Source organism: Nocardioides bruguierae (assembly GCF_023656415.1).
GTDB classification, from domain to species: domain Bacteria; phylum Actinomycetota; class Actinomycetes; order Propionibacteriales; family Nocardioidaceae; genus Nocardioides; species Nocardioides bruguierae.
This window is the reverse complement of the sequence record NZ_JAMOIL010000047.1, coordinates 1-16,165: the sequence shown is the minus strand read 5'-3', so window position 1 is coordinate 16,165 and position 16,165 is coordinate 1. Positions and strand designations below refer to the sequence as shown.

The 16,165-nt window shown below is 68.1% G+C and carries 16 protein-coding genes and 3 pseudogenes; 7 read left to right on the top strand and 12 right to left on the bottom strand.

What is annotated here, in order from left to right:
• Nucleotides 1–125 precede the first annotated feature (125 nt).
• Nucleotides 126–446, top strand: a pseudogene (locus M8330_RS20950) (integrase core domain-containing protein); the annotation flags it as partial.
• A gap of 76 nt (nucleotides 447–522) precedes the next feature.
• Here M8330_RS20950 and M8330_RS20945 read toward each other — a convergent pair.
• On the bottom strand, nucleotides 523–1,575 hold the full coding sequence (locus M8330_RS20945) for a LacI family DNA-binding transcriptional regulator (RefSeq protein ID WP_250828927.1): 1,053 nt from the start codon (nucleotides 1,573–1,575) through the stop codon (nucleotides 523–525).
• A 118-nt stretch (nucleotides 1,576–1,693) separates the two neighbouring features.
• Here M8330_RS20945 and M8330_RS20940 point away from each other — a divergent pair, with 118 nt between their 5' ends.
• A complete protein-coding gene (locus M8330_RS20940; protein ID WP_250828926.1) occupies nucleotides 1,694–2,617 on the top strand; it encodes an EthD family reductase in 924 nt (307 codons plus the stop codon).
• A gap of 175 nt (nucleotides 2,618–2,792) precedes the next feature.
• Here the strand turns inward: M8330_RS20940 and M8330_RS20935 are convergent, their stop codons facing one another.
• The 3 genes and pseudogenes from M8330_RS20935 to M8330_RS20925 all read right to left on the bottom strand — a co-directional run bounded on the left by M8330_RS20935 (nucleotide 2,793) and on the right by M8330_RS20925 (nucleotide 5,184).
• Entirely contained in the window at nucleotides 2,793–3,062 is a 270-nt protein-coding gene (locus M8330_RS20935) for an integrase core domain-containing protein (RefSeq protein WP_284705035.1), read from the bottom strand.
• A gap of 18 nt (nucleotides 3,063–3,080) precedes the next feature.
• Nucleotides 3,081–4,426 (bottom strand): annotated as a pseudogene (locus M8330_RS20930) (IS30 family transposase).
• Nucleotides 4,366–5,184 (bottom strand): IS3 family transposase, encoded by an 819-nt coding sequence (locus M8330_RS20925; protein WP_308196323.1) that lies wholly within the window; start codon nucleotides 5,182–5,184, stop codon nucleotides 4,366–4,368. The pseudogene M8330_RS20930 and the gene M8330_RS20925 overlap by 61 nt, the downstream one beginning before the upstream one ends.
• 39 nt (nucleotides 5,185–5,223) lie before the next feature.
• On the opposite strand from M8330_RS20925, the gene M8330_RS20920 reads away from it, so the two are divergent.
• Both M8330_RS20920 and M8330_RS20915 read left to right on the top strand, forming a co-directional pair.
• Entirely contained in the window at nucleotides 5,224–5,511 is a 288-nt protein-coding gene (locus M8330_RS20920; protein WP_250828924.1) for a transposase, read from the top strand.
• Between the two features lie 35 nt (nucleotides 5,512–5,546).
• On the top strand, nucleotides 5,547–6,455 hold the full coding sequence (locus tag M8330_RS20915) for an IS3 family transposase (RefSeq protein WP_250828923.1): 909 nt from the start codon (nucleotides 5,547–5,549) through the stop codon (nucleotides 6,453–6,455).
• Here the strand turns inward: M8330_RS20915 and M8330_RS20910 are convergent.
• Nucleotides 6,452–6,727, bottom strand: a complete 276-nt coding sequence (locus M8330_RS20910; RefSeq protein ID WP_250828922.1) for a transposase — start codon at nucleotides 6,725–6,727, stop codon at nucleotides 6,452–6,454. The two genes, M8330_RS20915 and M8330_RS20910, sit on opposite strands and share 4 nt — an antisense overlap.
• Before the next feature lie 297 nt (nucleotides 6,728–7,024).
• On the opposite strand from M8330_RS20910, the gene M8330_RS20905 reads away from it, so the two are divergent.
• Nucleotides 7,025–8,236: a molybdopterin molybdotransferase MoeA gene (locus tag M8330_RS20905; protein ID WP_250828921.1), complete on the top strand. Its 1,212-nt coding sequence runs from the start codon at nucleotides 7,025–7,027 to the stop codon at nucleotides 8,234–8,236.
• Nucleotides 8,233–8,718, top strand: a complete 486-nt coding sequence (moaC, locus tag M8330_RS20900; RefSeq protein ID WP_250828920.1) for a cyclic pyranopterin monophosphate synthase MoaC — start codon at nucleotides 8,233–8,235, stop codon at nucleotides 8,716–8,718. The genes M8330_RS20905 and moaC overlap by 4 nt, the downstream gene beginning before the upstream one ends.
• A gap of 8 nt (nucleotides 8,719–8,726) precedes the next feature.
• Here the strand turns inward: moaC and M8330_RS20895 are convergent, their stop codons facing one another.
• From M8330_RS20895 to M8330_RS20885, 3 genes are read right to left on the bottom strand one after another with little or no spacing between them, the layout of a single operon-like run.
• Complete coding sequence (locus M8330_RS20895) at nucleotides 8,727–8,966, bottom strand: MoaD/ThiS family protein (RefSeq protein WP_250828919.1); 240 nt, start codon at nucleotides 8,964–8,966, stop codon at nucleotides 8,727–8,729.
• Between the two features lie 19 nt (nucleotides 8,967–8,985).
• The gene (moaA, locus tag M8330_RS20890; RefSeq protein WP_250828918.1) at nucleotides 8,986–9,981 is read right to left on the bottom strand and encodes a GTP 3',8-cyclase MoaA; all 996 of its coding nucleotides are present in this window, start codon (nucleotides 9,979–9,981) and stop codon (nucleotides 8,986–8,988) included.
• Nucleotides 9,978–10,556: a molybdopterin synthase catalytic subunit gene (locus M8330_RS20885; protein WP_250828917.1), complete on the bottom strand. Its 579-nt coding sequence runs from the start codon at nucleotides 10,554–10,556 to the stop codon at nucleotides 9,978–9,980. The genes moaA and M8330_RS20885 overlap by 4 nt, the downstream gene beginning before the upstream one ends.
• 215 nt (nucleotides 10,557–10,771) lie before the next feature.
• Between M8330_RS20885 and M8330_RS22795 the strand changes: the two are divergent.
• Nucleotides 10,772–11,701, top strand: a pseudogene (locus M8330_RS22795) (AraC-like ligand-binding domain-containing protein); the annotation flags it as partial.
• A 117-nt stretch (nucleotides 11,702–11,818) separates the two neighbouring features.
• Here M8330_RS22795 and M8330_RS20875 read toward each other — a convergent pair.
• The 4 genes from M8330_RS20875 to M8330_RS20860 form a co-directional block, all read right to left on the bottom strand.
• A complete protein-coding gene (locus M8330_RS20875) occupies nucleotides 11,819–12,820 on the bottom strand; it encodes an NAD(P)/FAD-dependent oxidoreductase (RefSeq protein ID WP_250828915.1) in 1,002 nt (333 codons plus the stop codon).
• Nucleotides 12,820–13,137: a ferredoxin gene (gene fdxA / locus M8330_RS20870; RefSeq protein WP_250828914.1), complete on the bottom strand. Its 318-nt coding sequence runs from the start codon at nucleotides 13,135–13,137 to the stop codon at nucleotides 12,820–12,822. Before fdxA ends, M8330_RS20875 begins: the two co-directional genes overlap by 1 nt.
• A gap of 3 nt (nucleotides 13,138–13,140) precedes the next feature.
• Nucleotides 13,141–15,294 carry a molybdopterin-containing oxidoreductase family protein gene (locus M8330_RS20865; protein ID WP_250828913.1) on the bottom strand — a complete coding sequence of 718 codons (2,154 nt, stop codon included), beginning with the start codon at nucleotides 15,292–15,294 and terminating at the stop codon, nucleotides 13,141–13,143.
• A gap of 131 nt (nucleotides 15,295–15,425) precedes the next feature.
• Nucleotides 15,426–15,959: a nitroreductase family protein gene (locus M8330_RS20860; RefSeq protein WP_250828912.1), complete on the bottom strand. Its 534-nt coding sequence runs from the start codon at nucleotides 15,957–15,959 to the stop codon at nucleotides 15,426–15,428.
• Nucleotides 15,960–16,165 lie beyond the last annotated feature (206 nt).

Below are 16,165 nucleotides of genomic sequence, written 5' to 3'. Positions count from 1 at the left end.
CGTCGCGCACGCGCTGAACAGCAGACCCCGCAAGACACTCGGATGGAAGACACCGGCCGAGGCATTCAACGAACACCTACTCTTACTCCAAGAAGCTGGTGTTGCATCGACTGGTTGAACCCGGTCAATTCACGTCCGTGCGATACGGCGAACGGCTCGCCGAGATCGGCGCCGTGCCCTCGATCGGGACCGTCGGGGATTCGTACGACAATGCCCTGGCCGAGACGGTCAACGGCTACTACAAGGCCGAACTCATCCGCGGTCCCGCCCGCGACGGCAGGCCCTGGAAGACCGTCGAGGACGTCGAGCTCGAGACCCTCTCGTGGGTCCACTGGCACAACAACGACCGCCTGCACGGCTACCTCGACGACGTACCGCCAGCAGAGTTCGAAGCGACGTTCTACGCTGCCACCAGGACCGACCAGACCTTGGTCGGAATCCAATAACCCGAGTCTCCAGAAGACCCAGGGCGGCTCAGGATGTGCTCGCGGGGCTACCCGGACGCGGGATGCAGAACAGGCGTCACATCAGCGGCGGACCGGTGCTCGAACGGACCACCAGCTCGGTGTCGAGACGTTCGAGGGCTGCGGGACCGGTGTGGTCGAATGCCTTGTTCAGTATGCGTGCCGCAGTTCTGCCCTTGAGATCGAAGGGTTGCCGCACGGTCGTAAGGCCGGCGGAGGTCGCCGACGGGATGTCGTCGAAGCCGGTCACGCTGAGGTGTTCCGGCACCTGGACGTGGTGGTCCTTGGCCCAGAGCAGCGCCCCCAGGGCATAAGTGTCGGCAACGGCGGCGATCGCGGTCAGACGGGGGTTGCGACGCAACAGCGCTGCTGCCCCGTCAGCGCCGTCAGCGGTCGTGATGCTCCAGCGCTCCTCGACGAGCACAGGCCGGCCAAGTCCAAGCTGGAGACCACGAATGCGATCGCGGGGGATCGTGAACCGCGATCGAGCCACCCGACGGGCGTCGGCCGGCCCGTTGCGGGGCGAGGTTCCGAGCCGTGAGGTGATGCACCCGACGTTGACGTGTCCCAGGCTCGCGAGGAGAGCACCGACGCGGTGCATGGCCGCGGTCTCGTCGAGCCCGACCCAGCCGACCCCGTCGACCGGTCCGGGCTGGTCGACGAGTACTGCTGGGGTGCCTCGTCGCTGCAAAAGGGCCAGGGTCGCCTCCTGGCTCGGGAGCGAGTGGAAGATGACGCCGTCCAAGGCGGCGGCGTCGACTGGGGCACGGCGCCGACGGTGGGGAGCACCCGCTGGGAGCAGCACCAGGTGCTGGTCCCTCTCGCCGAGCACGTGGGCGACGCCGGAGAGAAACCCGGCAGAGGCGGGATCAGTGAAAACGAACGGCAGTTCGTCAGTGAAAACTACCCCCACGCCGCCTGTCCGCCGCCGCCGCAGGCTTCGCGCCGTGGGGTCGGGCCCGACGTAACCCAGCTCTTTGGCGAGGGCCTCGATGCGTCGCCTGAGGCCGACGGACAACTTCTCTGGGCGGTTGTAGGCGTTTGACACCGTCGCGATCGAGATGTCCAGTTCTTCGGCCAGCCGCGCCATCGTGATGCGTTCGTTCGCCACTCTTCCAGTCTAGTTAAACGGTTAACCCACGAGCACCCTCTGACGCCCTCGCGGGGCGTGTGTGCCGTGCGATTGCCGGAGATGATGAGGTTGATCAACACATCCGAGGAGGCCAGAGATGATCAAGATGACGATGTTCTTGAAGCGCGCCGAAGGCATCAGCCAAGAGGCCTTTGTCGCCCACCATGTGAATGTTCACGGTCCGCTGATGCGGTCGATCCCAGAGACCAGGAAGCACCTCCTCCGCTACACCCAGACGCATTCGGACCGCCGGGAGGTCCCGGGCGTGCGGACCGCCGACTTTGACGGCACGGCCGAGCTCTGGTTCGACACCCCGGAGGGGCTGCAGGCGGTGATGGGATCGGAGACCTTCCGCACCGTCGTGGCCGCGGACGAGCCCAACTTCTTGGACCGAACGGCGACTCTGGTCATGGTGGGCGAGCCCGAAGACGTCGTCGGGGGCGCCACCACAGAGGCCACGTCGGCGCTGCCCTTGGGCGACGACGCCGACTCGTTCGGACCGTTGCCGCGTGGCGTGAACCATGTTGGCGTCACGGTTCCCGACCTAGATGCCGCCACCGATTTCCTCCGCGCCGCGTTCGACGGCAAGACCGCCTACGACGGGCTTCGGGCTGATCAGTCGCCTCGGGCGGGCGAAGAGACGGAGCGGCAGCTCGGGCTACCGTCGGGGGCGAAGATCGTGCGCCAGCGCATGGTGCAGATTGGGGTTGGTCCGGGCCTGGAGGTGTTCGAGATCGAATCGCCGGCGCAGGCCCCACCGGCGGGCTTAGCCGACCTCGGCCTGAATCACGTGTCGGTGTACGTCGACGACATCGAGGCGGCCTTGCGTCGCGCTGTGGCCGCCGGGGCGACCGCCCTCTCAGAACCGCACGCGAACTCGGCCCACGAGGACACCAAGGGCAACGCGAGCGTGTATGTGCGTGCGCCATGGGGATCCCTCTTTGAACTGCAGACCATCCCGAACGGACACTGGTACGACGAGCGCTCCGAAGCGCGCGCGTGGGTCCCACCAGCTCGATGAAGCAGCCGTTTCACGGGTAAGAGCCGGCACTGTGCCCTCGGTCATGTCTTCGCCGTGGCCGGCATACATCGAGACATGCTTCCACGACCTCTTCCATGCGGACCTCTGAGCCGCCCTGGGTCTTATGGAGACTCTGGTCTGCCCCCGGTCCCGCGGAGTCGAGATTCGTTGGATCTCATGCCACGGTGATGATCCGGTTCCTCTCGAACTCTATCGGCGTGAGCCATCCGAGCTGGCTGTGACGACGCTTCCGGTTGTGCCAGATCTCGAGGTACTCGAAGATCGCGTTGGCTAGCTCAAGCCGGGTGTTCCACTTCTTCCGATCGAGGAGCTCGACCTGCATGCGCGACCAGAACGATTCGATCATCGAGTTGTCATAACAGTCACCGAGCTGCCCATCGAGGCGAGCAGACCTGAGTCCTTGGCGCGCTTGGTGAAGGCCCAGGAACCGACTTGGGCGGGTTCAACCAGTCGACGCAACACCGGGCTGTTGAAGCGAGCGTAGATGCTCCTCGAAGACCTCTGCAGGGGTCTTCCATCCGAGGACCTTTCGGGGCCGGTTGTTGAGCGCGTAGGCGACGGCTTCCAGGTCTTCGGCCGACCATCGCGACAGGTCGGTGCCCTTGGGGAAGTACTGAAGCAGCAGGCCGTTGGTGTTCTCGTTGCTCGGGCGCTGCCAAGGCGAGTGCGGGTCGGCGAAGAACACTCGCGTCCCTGTCTCCAACGCGAACTGCGCGTGGCCAGAGAGCTCCTTGCCACGGTCCCAGGTGACGGTCTTCCGGAGCTGCTCAGGCAGCGTCGTGATCGACGCCGTGAGGGCAGCGTTCATCGCCACCGCGCCGTATCCGCCAAGTGCTGGCCCGTTCTTCACGTACGGTTTCTCGCCCCAGCCCTCCAGTCGTGGCAGGTGGACCAAGAGCGTCGAGCGGCTGCTGCGCTCGACCAAGGTGCCGATCGCGGACCTGCTCGTTCCGATGATCAGGTCGCCTTCCCAGTGACCGGGCACGGCACGATCGGCGGCCTCGGCGGGGCGCTCGCTGAGGACGACATCGGCGGTGACGTGCCCATGGGGCTTGTTGCGCGAGCGGGCCCGCGGTTGCCGCAGTGCTCGGCCGGTGCGCAGGCAGGTGACCAGTTCACGTTCCAGCGCACCGCGGCCCTGGATGAACAGCGCCTGGTAGATCGCCTCGTGGCTGATGCGCACTCATCATCGGGGTAGTCGACCTTCAGCCGGTGCGAGATCTGCTCCGGGCTCCATGCCAGCGACCGCCGCCGGTCAGCCCGGTGCGGCTTGTTTAGCCCCTTCCACGGCGGTGGCGTCGGACCCGCAACGATCGTGCCATCAGGGCCGCGGACCTTCCCCGCGAGTCGGTCCTGGACGTACTCCCGCAGCCGTGGGTTCTCGACGAGCTTCGCGGTCTTCGGCCGCTTCGCGGCCTGCTGCGCCTTCCACTGCGCGACCCCTGCACGGTACTCCTGCTTTCCACCGCGGGTAGCGGCATTGCGCCGCACCTCGCGCGAGATGGTGCCGGGGTCACGCCCGATCGCGCGGGCGATCTCGCGCACGCCCTTGTTCTGCGCGTGCAGGATCGCAATCTCCTCACGTTCCTCGAAAGAGAGGTAACGCCCAGACGGCTCGGCCAGACTGATCGGCGGCATCCCGCCAGCGCGGCGAAACCAGCGAATCCCGACCGGCACCGACACCCCGACAGCGATCGCCGCCTCAGCCGAGGTGATCCCAGTGGCGATCAGCCGCCAGAACTGCCGCTGCACCACCCGCGAGGGATCAGGCCGCCCAGGCGAACGCATCGCCGGCCGCAGCGCCCGATCCGCGCGCCACTGTCGGCGAACCCCTTCGGGCGCATCGCTGGTCTTCTTGCTCCAGTCCTCGGTCGCCATCGCTGAACACCTCCGAACTCAGGGTGTTGCGACGACCAGTTGAATCCGCCTTGCACTCCCTGGTCGGAGTGGATGATCGTGCCCGGCTCGACGCTCTTGTCGAGCCGGCTGTCGATAGCCATGCCGAGAGCGTTGGTGACCAGCGCGCCGGTCGGTGAGGAGTCGATCGACCAGCCCACGACGCGGCGCGAGTAGGTGTCGAGGATGACGCAGCAGTAGACCTTGCCTTCTCGGGTCGGGTGTTCGGTGATGTCGGTGACCCAGAGCTGGTTCGGGCCGGAACGGCTGAACTGTCGCTCCACCCGGTCGGTGGCGATGTTGTCGGGCAGGACCCGCTTCCACCGGCGCCGCCCGGTGATACCGGCCAGGCCCGCTCGTCGCATCAGCAGCTGCACCTGGTTGTGAGCGACGACGACGCCGCATCCGAGGGTCAGCTCGGCGTGCACGCGCCGGCCGCCGTAGATGCCGTGGGACTCGACGTGGATCTGGGTGATCAGGTCGGTCAGCATCGCGTGGCGGATCGAGCGTTCGGACGGTGGTCGTTTGCGGTGCTCGTAGAACCCGGATTCCGAGACACCAAGGACGTTGCACGCGACCTGGACCGCCAGCCCCTCTGCGGTCATCACTTCGATGGCCGCGTACTGAAGTGCCCCCGCTAGCCCGGACACCTTGAGTGAGGCGACGATGGTCGCCCGAGAGGAGTCTGTATGCCGGCAGCGAAGAGTCCTGAGTTCCGCCGTCGAGCCGTGGAGTTGGCCCGGCTCGGGGAGAAGCCCATCTCGCAGATCGCGAAGGATCTCGGGATCGCCGAGTCCGGTCTGCGGCGGTGGATGAAGCAGGCCGATATCGATGAGGGCGCGAAGGACGGCCTGACCACTGATGAGCGTGCCGAGCTGGTTCGTCTTCGTCGGGAGAAGCGGGTGCTTGAGATGGAGGTCGAGATCCTCAAGCGCGCGAGCGCCTATTTCGCTCGGGAGAACGTGCTCCCAAAATAGGGTTCCCGGTAGTCCAGGAGCTTGCCGCGGACGGTGTGCCCGTCGCGGTGACCTGCCGGGTCCTTGATGCCTCGACATCGGGCTACTACGAGTGGCGCTCGCGTCGGGCCAGCAGCCGCGACGTCGAGCAGGCCTACCTGATGGATGCGATCCGCCACGTCCATGCAGCTTCCTACGGCACCTACGGCCACCGCCGTGTGCACGCCGAGCTGACCATGGGTAGGCGGCTCGAGGTCAGCCACGGACGGGTCGAGCGGCTGATGCGTTCTACCGGTCTGCAAGGGGTTCACCGGCGGCGGCTGCGGCGCTGTACCCGCCGTGACGAGGCCGCGACACCGTCGGCGGATCTGGTCGAACGGCGCTTCACCCCCGACGGCCCGGATCGGCTCTACGTCGCCGACGTGACCCAGCACCGCACGAACGAGGGGTGGCTGTACTACGCGGTGGTCATCGACTGCTTCAGCCGGCGGGTGGTGGGCTGGTCGATCGCTGACCACATCCGCTCCGAGCTGGTCGTCGACGCCCTGCAGATGGCGATCTGGAACCGCCGCCGACCGGCCGGGACGGTCCATCACAGCGACCACGGCAGCGTCTACACCAGCTGGGCGTTCGGGCACCGGCTACGGGAGGCAGGGCTGCTCGGGTCGATGGGATCGGTCGGAGACTGCTTCGACAACTTCGTGGCCGAGAGTTTCTTCGCCACCCTGCAGACCGAGTTGCTGGACCGCTCGACCTGGCCCACCCGTGAGGGCTGGCGAACGCGATCTTCGCGTTCGTCGAGGGCTTCTACAACCCGACCCGGCGCCGCTCGACCCTGGGTTATCTCAGCCCCGCCGACTTCGAGACCCAGTGGGCCCGCACTGGGACTACTGGACCACCCAGCGAAAACGCAGCATGATCACACCCACCCAAACCTGGCCGTCCGGGAACACGGGGGCACTTAAGTCTCCTCTTTTAGCAGCTCGGTCGCGCGGCGGCTGATCGCCAGCTCAGCCTCAAGCTCAGCGATCCTCTTCTTCGCCTTGGCCAGCTCTGCGTTCTCGGCCGTGCTGAGCCCGGGTTGGAGGCCTCGGTCGATGCGGTCTTGGCGGCGCCAGTTGTAGATCGTCTGGTCACTGATATCGAGGTCGTGCGAGACGCTGGCGACGCTCTTGCCGTCCGCGAGCAGGTCGAGGACCTTGCGTCGAAACTCTGCCGGGTAGCCCCGTCGTCCCATCTGTTCCTCCTGGTGTCAGGCACCAGAATCCAGAAATCCAGACTCCGTGGGACCAGGGACACACCAGAGACTCCAACCAACCCAGGGCGACTCAGAACACGCGGATGCCCAAGCCGCGGTGCACAGATGGGGCACGAGAACGGCGGGCATGGCGATCGACCTCAGGCGGCGCGTCAAACCATGTCACCTATCCGTGCAGCAGACCCGACAGGCTCCTCCGTGCCACGGATTCCACGCTAAGCGCCAAACTCGCGAGCATCGCGGTCACATGCAGCGCGACGGCCCTACCGTTTGATCATGCCCACCCCCATCCCTGCGTCCGAGCACCGCGCGCGCATCCTGGCTGCGCTGCGCCCGCTTCCCTCGCAGGGCGTGCCGTTGCGCGACGCGCGCGGGCGGGTGACCGCGGTCGACCACCACGCCTGCGTCGCGGTCCCCTCCTTCGACAACTCCGCCGTGGACGGGTACGCCGTCCGCGCAGCCGATCTCATCGGTGCCTCGGCCGTGTGCCCGGTGATCCTTCCGGTCAGCAGCGCGATCGGGGCGGGGCAGGCCGCCGAAGCGGTCGAGCCGGGCCACGCAGCGAAGATCATGACGGGGGCGCCTATGCCGGAGGGAGCCGACGCAGTCGTCCCGTACGAGGCGACCGACCGCGGCAGCGACAAGGTCAGCCTCAATCTGTCCCCCCAACGGGGCGCGAACGTGCGCTGCGTCGGCGAGGACGTGACCGGTGGTGCTCTCGTGGTCGCCGCCGGCACCCGGCTGACCCCTCGCCACCTCGGCGCCCTCGCAGCGACCGGGCACGGCACCGTTGACGCCCATCGCGAGCCGAAGGTGGCGGCGATGTCGACGGGGGCCGAACTCGTCCAGCCGGGCCAGCCGCTCGCCCCGGCGGCGATCTATGACAGCAACTCGTTCATCATTGCCTCGGCGGCGGAGGAGCTCGGAGCGCGCACGAGATGCGTCGGTGGTGTCCCGGACGAGCCATCGCGGCTCCGCGACGCCCTCGAGGAGCAACTGGACTGGGCGGACGTCATCGTCACCACCGGTGGTGTCTCCGCCGGCGACTACGACGTGGTCAAGGCCCTACTCAGCTCCCACGGCGTCTGGTTCGGACCCGTGGCCCTCCAGCCTGGCAAGCCTCAGGGCTTCGGTCTCGTGGGCCGGCGCAGGGTGCCGCTCTTCGCGCTGCCGGGGAACCCGGTCTCCGCGTTCGTCTCCTTCGAGCTGTTCGTCCGACCAGCCCTCCGCCTGCTCCAAGGCCTCAAGCCGGACGGACGACCGGCCCGGCACGCGAGCCTCGCGCGAGCGCTCACCTCGCCTGCCGGGCGCGAGCAGTACCTTCGCGGCACGCTCACCGACGGAGTCGTCACGCCACTCGGCGGTCCCGACTCCCACCTGGTCGCCTCGCTCGCGCAGGCGAACTGCCTGCTGCGCGTCCCGGCCATGACGACGACCCTGGGCGCCGGCGCGAAGGTCGACGTCCTCCTGCTCGAGGACGCACGATGACGCGCCCGCAGCGTCTCACCCACGTCGACGAGACCGGCGCGGCCCGCATGGTCGACGTGTCCGCGAAGGCCGTCACCACCAGGACCGCCACGGCCTCCGGGCGGGTCCTCGTCTCGGGGGAGGTCATCTCGCTGCTACGCGGCGAGGGTGCGCCGAAGGGCGACGCCATCGCCGTCGCGCGCCTCGCCGGCATCATGGCAGCAAAGCGCACTTCCGACCTGATCCCGCTGTGCCATCCGCTTCCGATCAGCGCCGTCACGGTCCACCTGAGCGTCGCAGACGCGTCGATCGAGGTCGAGGCCACCGTGCGCACCACCGGGCGCACGGGAGTGGAGATGGAGGCGCTCACGGCGGTCGTCGGGTCGGGACTGACGATCATCGACATGGTCAAGGCCGTCGACAAGGGCGCCAGCATCGCCGACGTACGACTGCTGGAGAAGTCCGGCGGGAAGTCCGGGAACTGGTGCCGCACCGACGGTTGAGCGACCGCTCAGCCTCCGGCGACGGGTGGGATGACCGCGATCTCGTCGCGCGCTCCGATTGGGTGCGACGGGCCGGTCGGGTCATCGCCGTTCACCCAGACCCGGCACCCCGCGAGCACGCGCGCGAACTCGGTTCCGAAGCGTGTGCGGACCAGGTTGAGCGCCTCCTCAAGCGTCGCAACGTCCACTTCCTGGGACGAGACGCCCGCCGCATGCCGAGCGGTGGCGAAGAACAGCATACGAGCCATCGATACTCTCCTCAGGTGGTCAGCCGCCGATATAGGACATCTCGACGGGAAGGGTGGTCCGGGCCCCGGAGCGGAGCTCGGAGTAGCGGTCCGCGCGACCCGCCCATGTCGAGGACAGCAGACCTTCCAGGTCGCCGGGTCGGCCGTGACGCAGGGCCGGGACGAGGTCCACGCCTCCGGCGGAGAAGAGACAGGTGTGCAGCCTGCCCTCGGCCGTCACTCGGGCGCGGGTGCACGTGCCGCAGAAGGGTACCGAGACCGAGGCGATGATGCCGATCTCGAGACTGCCGTCGGCGAGCATGAAGCGTTGCGCGACCTCGCCGTAGCGAGACGCCGGAAGCTCGACGACCTGCCACTCGGAGCGGATCAGGTCGAGGATTTCCTCGGCCGTCACCACGTGGTCGCGGCTCCAGCCGTTGGTGCCGCCCACATCCATGAACTCGATGAATCGCAGTATCCGACCCGAGCCGCGGTGCTCTCGGATCATCGGCAGGATCTGCCTGTCGGTCAGTCCACGTCGGATGACGGCGTTGACCTTGACCGGCCCCAGGCCCGCCGCGTCGGCGGCGTCGACGCCGCGGAGCACGTCGGCAACGCGGAAGCGGGAGTCGCTGGCCGCCTCGAATATCTCCTGATCGACGGCGTCCAGGCTGACGGTGACGCGACGCAGTCCGGCCGCTGCCAGATCGTCGGCGAACCTCGGCAGCAGTACGCCGTTGGTGGTCATCGCCAGGTCGAGTCCCTCGATGCGCGCCAGCCGCTCGACGATTCCGACCACGCCCCTGCGCATGAGCGGCTCGCCCCCGGTCAAACGGATCTTGCTGACGCCGAGCTCAACCGCTGTGCGCGCAACGCGCTCGATCTCGTCGATGCTCAGCAGCCGACTCGTCGGCAGGAAGGCATGATCGGGCCCGAAAAGCTCACGCGGCATGCAGTAGCCGCACCTGAAGTTGCAGCGGTCGGTGAGCGAGATCCGCAGGTCCCGCAGCGGACGGCCGAGCAGGTCCGACGTCACCGGTCGACACCCTCTGTTGCTTCCTCGGCCAGCCAGGCGTCGGCTGCCTCGCGGACCGAGCGCGCCATCACGCCGGTCTCGGACCATCCCGACGCGACGCCGTCGTGCTCGAGCTTCCACACTGGCACGGAGACCTTCAGCACGTCGATGCAGAAGCGGGCGACGTCGAAGGCCGTACGACGGTGGGGCGAAGCGACCACGACCAGGACGCTCTCCTCCCCCAGCGCCACGTAGCCGCTCCGGTGGAAGAGCGCGATGCGCCCGGCGTCGGACCAGGTGGCTCGGGCGATGCCAACCACCTCGGTGAGCCGGCGCACCGCTTCGGTCCCGTAGACCTCGTACGTGATGCCGTGCACCTGCTCGTACCCCGGCGCATGGTCGCGAACGGTGCCGGCAAAGGTGACCACGGCGCCTGTGGTTGCCCGCACGACCCATTGCTGGGCCTCGGCCGGCGACGGGATCTGCGGTCCGACGACCACCCACGTCCAGGGCGTCTGCTCCTGCAGTCCGTCACCGATACCCGACGCCGGCAGATCCTCCACCAGGTCGGCGGGTGTGGTCAGCTCCGCTGTCATCGCCGGCCTTTCGCTTGGCTCCATCAGGACACGAGCAGTTTGCACCGACCACCGGTCTCCGGACGGTCTCGGCGTGACCGGAATTTGACGACCAGCGCCACCCGATCGAGCCGTGAGGAGCCGGTTACGTACAGGAATTGCGCGGGAGACAGGCGTCGTCTCCCGGGCGCCTATAGTCGGAAGTGTCGGACGACGAGTCGAGGAGACACCCACGCATGCTGTCCCACACCACGTCCCACGCCGCTGCCGTCGCCGGCGACGCACACGCCTGGCGCGACATGCTGCGCGATCACTTCGTCAGCCTCGATGTCGACGGTCTCGACGACGACGGCGGCGGCGCCGTCGAGAGCCAAGTCTTGGGCGGCCTCCAGATGTCGACGGTCTCCTCGCGTGATCAGGTGATCCAGCGCAAGGAGTCCTTGATCAGCCGCGACGGCAGCGACCTCTTCCAGATCGGTCTTATCCGATCCGGGCGCGCCGTGGTGGAACAGGACGGTCGTCGCGCTCTCCTGGGGCCGGGCGACTTCGTCGTCTACGAGACCAGCCGTCCCTTCGATTGGCGGCTGCGCGCCGACGAGTCACGGCGGGCATGGGAGCTGGGTGTCTTCACCTGGCCCCGGACCGGGTTCCGCCTCGGTGAGGCACGGAGCCGTGAGCTCACGGCTCAGGCCTTCAGTGCCGACGAGGGGATGTCGCACATCGTGAGCACGCTGCTGGCCGGACTGTTGACCGAGCAGCCGTCGATGGCGACGGGTGCGACGGCGATGGCGATGGCCGATCAGGTCGGCGAGTTGGTGGCGGTGGCGCTCGACGCGCTCGGTCAGGGGCAGGCCCCGGTCGGCCAGGAGCGGCTGCTGAAGGAGGCTGACCGGTTCATCGACGCGCACCTCTCCGATCCGGATCTCGACCCGGAGATGATCGCTCGCGCGGTGGCGATCTCCGTGCGTCAACTGCACCGGCTCTTCCTCGGTCGCGAACTGACGGTGGCCCAGACCATCCGAGCGCGACGACTCGAGGGAGCCCGTCGGGAGATCAACTCAAGCCTGACCCGGGACCGCTCCATCCGCGAGATAGCCCGCCATTGGGGCTATCTCGACCTGGCAGTCTTCGGCCGCGCCTTCCGTCAGGCCTATGGCGTCAGCCCGCGGCAGTATCGCGCCGGGCAGTGCGCTGCCTCGGGCGATCCGGCCGCCGGCGCCCCCCGGCGCCGCGCGCCCGGCCCCCCCGCGGGGCCCCGGGGCGCGGACCGGCTGGGTCTTCGGTCAGTGCGGCTCGTCGCTGGAGTGGCCCGGCACGACCACCGCGCCGTCGTGGACCAGCGGCGCCGCGTGGTTGACAGCGGTCGCCGCCTCACCGAACCCGACACTGATCAAGGATACCTTGTCGGCGTGCCCGCAGCAGTCGCCGGCCGCGAAGACCCGCGGGAGGCTGGTGCGCTGGGCACGGTCGACGGCGATCAGGCGACCCGTCATGTCGATGCCCCACCGCCGGATCGGCCCGAGGTCGGCCTTGAAGCCCAGCGCCGCGACCACCACCTGCGCCTCCCGCTCGATCACGCAGTCGTCGCTGACCAGCGTCACGGCTCGGAGCTGAGGCTCGCCGTGCAGCGCGCCGACCTCGTACGGCGTCAGGATCTCCACCGTCGAGGAGCGCAGCCGCGACAGGCTCGCCTCGTGGGCACGGAAGACGTCTCGTCGATGGACTATGCCGACCGATGAGGCGATCTGCTCGAGGCTGAGCGCCCAGTCCACGGCGCTGTCGCCGCCGCCGACCACCACGATGTCGAGGTCACGCAACTCCTCAAGCTGCGGCACGAAGTGCATCACGCCCCTGCCGACGTACTCCCCACCTGCGGGAAGCGGGCGAGGAGTGAAGCTGCCGATGCCGGCCGTGAGCAGCACAGCCGACGCCACGACGGTGGTGTCGGCGGCCGTCTGGAGCTCAACGCGGTCGTCGACGTGGGTCAGCCCGGCGACCTGCTCGCCAAGCAGATAGCGCGGCGACGATGCTGCGGCCTGCTCGGCGAGACGCTGGACCAGGTCTGCGGCCTTGACCGCGGGAAATCCTGCGACGTCGTAGACCATCTTCTCCGGATACATCGCGCTCATCTGCCCGCCGACCTGCTCCAGCGCGTCGATCACGGCAACGCTCATGCCGCGGAAGCCGGCATAGTAGGCGGCGTACAGGCCCACCGGGCCGGCCCCGACGATCGCGAGGTCGACGCGGACCGGGTCGCTCGTCGATCGACTCGTCGATCCGCTCATCAGGGACGTCCCCACGCGGCGACGACGGGGTGGTCCCCGGCGATCGGGCCGACTTCCTCGCCTCCGCCCGAAGCCTCGGGAAAGGCCTCAAAGAACTCGGCCGCGATCTCGACGAACCGCTCCTGGTCCGGCTCCAGCTTGTACTCCGAGGCGATGGCGTCGTTCGGGCAGGCGGGGACGCACTTGCCGCAGTCGACGCACTCGTCGGGATTGATGTAGAGCATGCGGTCTGCCTCGTAGATCGCGTCGACCGGGCACTCCTCCGTGCAGGCGCGGTCCTTGAGATCGATGCAGGCACTGGTGATCACGTACGTCATCGCTCAGTCGGCCTTTCCGGCGAACTCGACCTGGATCAGCGTGTCGGAGAAGGTCGGGGCGTGACCGAGGTCGGCCCAGGCAATCGGACTAAGTGCGGCCAGCGTGGACCCGCCCAGGCTGTCGGCGCGCCAATGGCCGACGTGTCCGACGGTCACGCCGACTGCCGCCGCGTCGTCGACCTTGGCGAAGAGCACAACGCTGCCGCGATCGTTGAAGGCGCGGATCTGGTCGCCGCTCTCGATCCCGCGGGCTGCGGCGTCGGCTGTGTTGATTATCAGCGTCGCCGGCTTCTGGACCTTCTGATGGATGGCGATGTTCGCGAAGCTGGAGTTGATGAACGCGTGCGCCTTCGGCGTGATGAGGTTCAGCGGGTACTTCGCCGCCAGCTCGGGGTTGGCGCTCGCGCTCTCCCGCGGCGGGATGTACGTGGGCAGCGGGTCGACGTACTCGCCGGGCTGGTGGTCGTTGGAGCCCTGCCGGAAGAGAGGGACGACGAAGTTGCCGCCGGCCGCTGCGGAGGAGAAGAACTCCGTCTTACCCGACGGGGTGCGGAAGTTCCCCTCCCGGTGCGGCGCATAGTCGTCGGGGCCGGGCAGGTTGAGGCGGGCGAAGCCTTCGGCCTTGAGTCGCTCGAGGGTGATCCCCTCCATCTGCGGCGCGGACCAGTCGAAGGCCTCGGCGATGATCTCCTCGTCGGACCGGGTGAAGATCGGGTCGTCGTCGAACCCCATCGCCTTGGCGAGGCGTCGGAAGAGCTCGGTGTTGGGCACCGCCTCGCCCCGCGGCTCGATCGACCTGTTGTTGTAGGTGATGTAGAGGTGCCCCCAGGAGAACATGATGTCCTCCTGCTCCAGCTGGGTCGTGGCGGGCAGCACGATGTCGGCGTACTGCGCGGTGTCGGTCATGAACTGCTCGCTCACCACGGTGAAGAGGTCCTCGCGCACGAGTCCCTGGAGCATGCGGTCCTGGTCCGGAGCCACGATGACGGGGTTGGAGTTGTAGACTACGAGCGCCTTGAGCGGTGGCTCGGTCTGGGTGGTCAGCGCCTCACCGAGTCGGTACTGGTTGATCACGCGTGTGCCGGGCGCGATCAGCTCCGGGTGCATCATCGCGCCCCAGTTCACCGGGAAGGCCCAGAGCGGCAGCTGGAGGATTCCGCCGCCCGGATTCCTCCATGCCCCGACCAGGGCTGGCAGGCAGGAGAGGGCGCGGACGGCCTGACCACCGCCGGCGTGCCGCTCTACGGCGACGCCGATGCGGATCACCGACGGCTGGCTGGTGGCGTACTCCCGTGCGAGGGTGAGGATCACCTCGACGGGGATACCGGTCTCGGCGGACGCCCACTCCGGGGTGTACTGCTGGACCCGCTCCTTGAGCTCCTCGAAGCCGAGGGTGTACTTCTCGATGTAGTCGTCGTCGGTCAGGCCCTCGTTGATGATGACGTGCATCATCGCCATCGCGAGAGCGCCGTCGGTGCCGGGCTTGATCGCGATGTGCTGGCTCGCCTGCTTGGCGGTGCGGGTGCGGAAGGGATCCACGACGACGACCTTGGCGCCGCGCTTCTTCGCCTCGGCGATGTAGGGCCACAGGTGCAGGTTGGTACTCATGATGTTGGAGGCCCAAATCAAGATGAACCTGGAGTGTACGAAGGACTCCGGGTCCACGCCGGCGGAGTCGCCGATCGTCATGGCGTACGCTGTGCAGGAGCCCGCGTCGCAATAGGTGCGCTCGGAGACGGTCGCGCCGAGTCGGTTGAAGAACGGGTCGCCCACGTTGAGACCGTTGATGATGCCCTGGGTGCCGAGGTAGCTGACCGGCATGATCGCCTCGGCTCCGTGCTCGGCGATCACATCCTTGAGCCGGGAGGCGATCTCCTCGATCGCGTCGTCCCAGCTGATCCGCTCAAACCGGCCGCTGCCCTTGGGACCGACCCGCCGCATCGGATAGAGGACGCGATCAGGGTTGTAGACCCGGTCGAGGTAGTTGTCGATCTTCACGCAGAGACCGCCGTTGGTGTACGGCTGCTCCTTACTGCCGGTCAGGGCGGTGGCGATGCCGTCCTGCACGGTGACCTGGATGGCACAGGTGTCGGGGCAGTCCTGCGGGCAGGCGGCCAGGACGGTCTGCTCGCTCACGCGGTCGATCAGCTCGGTCATGTCAGCTCCTTGTGGTCCTTGTGGTCCTTGTGGCCGTGAGTGGATGCCTCTCAGCCTGCTGACCAAGGCCCCGGTGCGTCCCGGGGTCCGATGACGGGGAGTTGACGATCCGCGCCAGGTCGAGCGAGTCGCTAAGAGTCAGCCGCCCAGGGCCGGCCCCAAGACTCATGGAACGCGAGGCTGCTTAGCGGCTCCCGCCGTCGCTCCCGGAGCTGCTCCTGCTCGGACGCCGACGACACGTCCCCGCGGTGTCCCACTGCGATCCCGGCAACGATCCGCACACCGCGCGGGACGCGGAGCGCGTCGGCGACGGCGTCTCGGTCGAGCCCGGAGAACTGGTGGGACCACAAGCCCATCGCCTGGGCCTGCAGGGCGAGGTGGGCCGCCGCCTGGCCGAGGGCGTAGAGGTTGCCGGCGGCGTCGGCCTTCCCCTCGATCGGCATGCCGCTCTCGTCCTCGAGCTCGGTCGCCGCCAGGAAGACGACCGAGGCGCGCGGCACCCACCCCGAGTTGCCGCGACTGAGATGGGAGACGAGGAGCGCGTGGACGGAGTCGCCGCGCTCGGCGACGACGAAGCGCCACGGCTGCATGTGCCCGGCGCAGCCAGGCGCCCACTGAGCCGCGTTCAGCGAGGTCGCGATCTCGGCGCCGGACAGGTCTCGCAAGGGATCGAAGGTCGTCGGATTCCATCGGGAGCGCATCGGCTCGGCAAGCCCGGGCGGGGTCTGCCCCCGGTCTGGTTGACACTCTGACCTGCCCTACGGGTTGGTTTCCAGATCGGGTGATGAGTCTCGGGCCTGACTGAAAGGCTCTGAGAGTGCCCCGTCCCTATCCGCCCGAGTTTCGTGCCCGCGCCGTCGCGCTGGTCCGA

Bases quoted from the DNA above. Each gene is read 5' to 3' on its own strand.
- M8330_RS20895 (WP_250828919.1), bottom strand. From the start codon at position 8,966: ATGGCTCGTATGCTGTTCTTCGCCACCGCTCGGCATGCGGCGGGCGTC.
- M8330_RS20940 (WP_250828926.1), top strand. From the start codon at position 1,694: ATGATCAAGATGACGATGTTCTTGAAGCGCGCCGAAGGCATCAGCCAA.
- M8330_RS20865 (WP_250828913.1), bottom strand. From the start codon at position 15,294: ATGACCGAGCTGATCGACCGCGTGAGCGAGCAGACCGTCCTGGCCGCC.
- M8330_RS20920 (WP_250828924.1), top strand. From the start codon at position 5,224: ATGCCGGCAGCGAAGAGTCCTGAGTTCCGCCGTCGAGCCGTGGAGTTG.
- moaC (WP_250828920.1), top strand. From the start codon at position 8,233: ATGACGCGCCCGCAGCGTCTCACCCACGTCGACGAGACCGGCGCGGCC.
- M8330_RS20875 (WP_250828915.1), bottom strand. From the start codon at position 12,820: ATGAGCGGATCGACGAGTCGATCGACGAGCGACCCGGTCCGCGTCGAC.
- M8330_RS20910 (WP_250828922.1), bottom strand. From the start codon at position 6,727: ATGGGACGACGGGGCTACCCGGCAGAGTTTCGACGCAAGGTCCTCGAC.
- M8330_RS20905 (WP_250828921.1), top strand. From the start codon at position 7,025: ATGCCCACCCCCATCCCTGCGTCCGAGCACCGCGCGCGCATCCTGGCT.
- M8330_RS20885 (WP_250828917.1), bottom strand. From the start codon at position 10,556: ATGACAGCGGAGCTGACCACACCCGCCGACCTGGTGGAGGATCTGCCG.
- fdxA (WP_250828914.1), bottom strand. From the start codon at position 13,137: ATGACGTACGTGATCACCAGTGCCTGCATCGATCTCAAGGACCGCGCC.